Raw genomic sequence first — 2,396 nt, 5'->3', positions numbered from 1 at the left:
CCCCGGTGGCGGGCGGGGAGCGGGAGCGGCTGCTGGGCCTGGTCGCCGCGCACGTGCTCGAGCACGGCGTGACGTCCCTGACGCTGCGCGGGGTGGCCGGCGCCGTCGGCTCGAACAACCGCATGCTGCTGTACTACTTCGGCAGCAAGGAGGCCCTGGTCGGCGAGGCGCTGCGGGCCGTGGGCGAGGAGCGCTTCCCCGGCTTCGCCACCGCCTGGTCGGCGCTGGAGCGCGGGCGCGGCCCGCTGCGCCAGGACCTGCAGCGGGTGTGGTCGGCGATCGCCGCGCCCGAGCACCTGCCGTTCCTGCGGCTGTTCTTCGAGGTGTTCGGGCAGGCCGCGCGCGGCGACGAGCGCTGGCGCGGGGTGCTGGGCGACATCGGCGACTGGCAGCGCCCCGCGGCGGTGCGCTTCGCCCGCGAGGGCCTGGCGCCGCGGGTGGCGCAGGCGCGCGCCACCGAGCTGGTGGCCCTGTGGCGCGGGCTGCAGATGACGCTGCTCATCACGGGCGCCGGCGGCGCGGCCGAGCGGGAGCGGCGCCGGGCGGTGGAGGAGGTGCAGCGCGCGGCGCTGGACGCCTTCTGCGCGCGCCTGCCCGGCGCGGCCGGGCCGGTGGCCGGCGAGGGCTGAGGCCGGCGCCTCACCGGGCGGCGGCCAGGTCCGCCGCCGAGCCCGCGGAGGGCCCCGCGGAGGGTCGCGCGGCGAACGCCGCGCCGGGGTGGTCGGCGGACAGCCGCGGCGAGGGCGCGCCCAGGCGCTCGCGCAGGGTGCCGCCGCCGGCGGCGCGCTCCTCCTCGTGCGGAAGGCGCCCGCGGCGGCGCAGCTCGGGCACCACGAGCTCGCAGAACAGCTCGTGGTCGCCGGGGGAGAAGACGGCCTCCAGCAGGAACCCGTCCACGTCGGTGGTCCCCACCAGCTCCTCCAGCTGGTCGGCGACCTCGCGCGGGTCGCCGACGACGGTGAAGCCGCGGGTGCCGCGCCCGCGCAGCTCAGCGAGCACCTCGCGCACCAGCGGCGTGCTGCCGTCGGGGCGGCGGAAGCGGTCGATGTTGCTCTGCCCCATCTGACCCACGCGCGGGTCGGCGGCGCGGGCCAGCGCCTCGTGCAGCGGCAGCTCCTGCGGCAGGGCCAGCAGGTCGATGCCGGTGTTCCCGGCGTAGATCACGGAGGCGACCTCGTCGGTCTGCATCCGCTCGAACTCCGCGCGCCGCTCGCGGGCCAGCTCCGCGGTGGCGGCCACGGTGACCGTGGCGCCCACGAGGACCTTCACCGAGCGCGGGTCGCGGCCGTGGGCGGCGGCGCGGGCGCGGATGTCGGCCACGTTGGCGGCGGCGTGCGCGGGGGTGGTGCCCTGCAGGAAGACGCACTCGGCGGTGCTCGCGGCGAACTCCCGGCCCGCGGTGGAGGTGCCGGCCTGGAACAGCACCGGGGTGCGCTGCGGCGAGGGCGGCACGGTGAAGTAGCCGGAGGAGCGGTAGTGGGTCCCGGCGTGCTCGACGCGGTGCAGGCGCTCGGGGTCGGCGAACACACCGGCCTCGGCGTCCTCGACGAGGGCGCCGTCCTCCCAGCAGCCCTCCCACAGCTTCAGGCACAGCTCGACGTGCTCGCGGGCGATCTCGTAGCGGCGGTCGTGCGCGGTCATCTCCCGGTGGCCGAACAGGGCGGCCACGGCGTCCTGGGAGGCGCCGGTGACCACGTTCCAGCCCACGCGCCCGCCGGTGAGGTGGTCCAGGGTGCCGAAGCGGCGGGCCGTGGCCACCGGGTGGTCCACGCCGGTGGAGCAGGTGACGACGAAGCCCAGCCGCGAGGTGGCGGCCGCCAGGGCGGGGATGAGCAGCACCGGGTCCAGCCCGGAGAAGTTCAGCCCCCCGCGCGCCGCGGCGGGCGGCAGGTCGCCGTCCACCGTGGGGTAGCCGTAGCCGTCGGCGAAGAAGAGGAAGTCGAACCCGGCGTCCTCCAGCAGCCGGGCGATGCCCGTCCAGTGGCCGAGCTCGCGGTGGTGGCGCGAGCCGCTCCAGGGGTGCGACCAGCTCAGCGTGCCGCCCACCTGCGGGGCGGCGACCTCGAACACTCCCAGGTGCATCCTGCGCACGACGATCTCCTCGCTGCCGACGGTGCTGACGGGCCGGCGGTGAACCGGGCGGTTCACATGTCAGCACAGCTGAGGTTTCAGCGGTGTTTCCCCGCCCCCGGCGGGCCCGCGCGAACCGGCGGTGACGGTGCCCGCGACGCGGAAACGCGCCGTTAACGCCTGCGTGACACGACCGCCGCTCCGGGGTGCTTCAGTACCACCTCCGGCACGTCGGCGCCCTGCGGGCGCCCCGCCGGCGCGTTCCCCACCGCGGTCCACCCGGCTCCCGCGCCGGCGCGCCGCCACCACACCCCACGGAGCAGCCA

Annotated in this window: 2 protein-coding genes; one reads left to right on the top strand and one right to left on the bottom strand. The window is 77.2% G+C overall.

Annotated elements, in window-relative coordinates; translation table 11 throughout:
• Positions 1-629 (top strand): TetR/AcrR family transcriptional regulator (locus tag GTR00_RS19015; protein ID WP_166613129.1); only part of this gene is annotated, 629 nt, incomplete at its 5' end.
• 10 nt (positions 630-639) lie between these two features.
• Here the strand turns inward: GTR00_RS19015 and GTR00_RS19010 are convergent.
• A complete protein-coding gene (locus GTR00_RS19010) occupies positions 640-2,082 on the bottom strand; it encodes an NtaA/DmoA family FMN-dependent monooxygenase (protein WP_240900629.1) in 1,443 nt (480 codons plus the stop codon).
• Between the last annotated feature and the right edge of the window lie 314 nt (positions 2,083-2,396).

Source organism: Kineococcus indalonis, from assembly GCF_009906395.1.
Taxonomy (GTDB): Bacteria; Actinomycetota; Actinomycetes; order Actinomycetales; family Kineococcaceae; genus Kineococcus; species Kineococcus indalonis.
The sequence above is the reverse complement of the archived record's forward strand: the minus strand, read 5'-3'. Positions and strand labels throughout refer to the sequence as shown.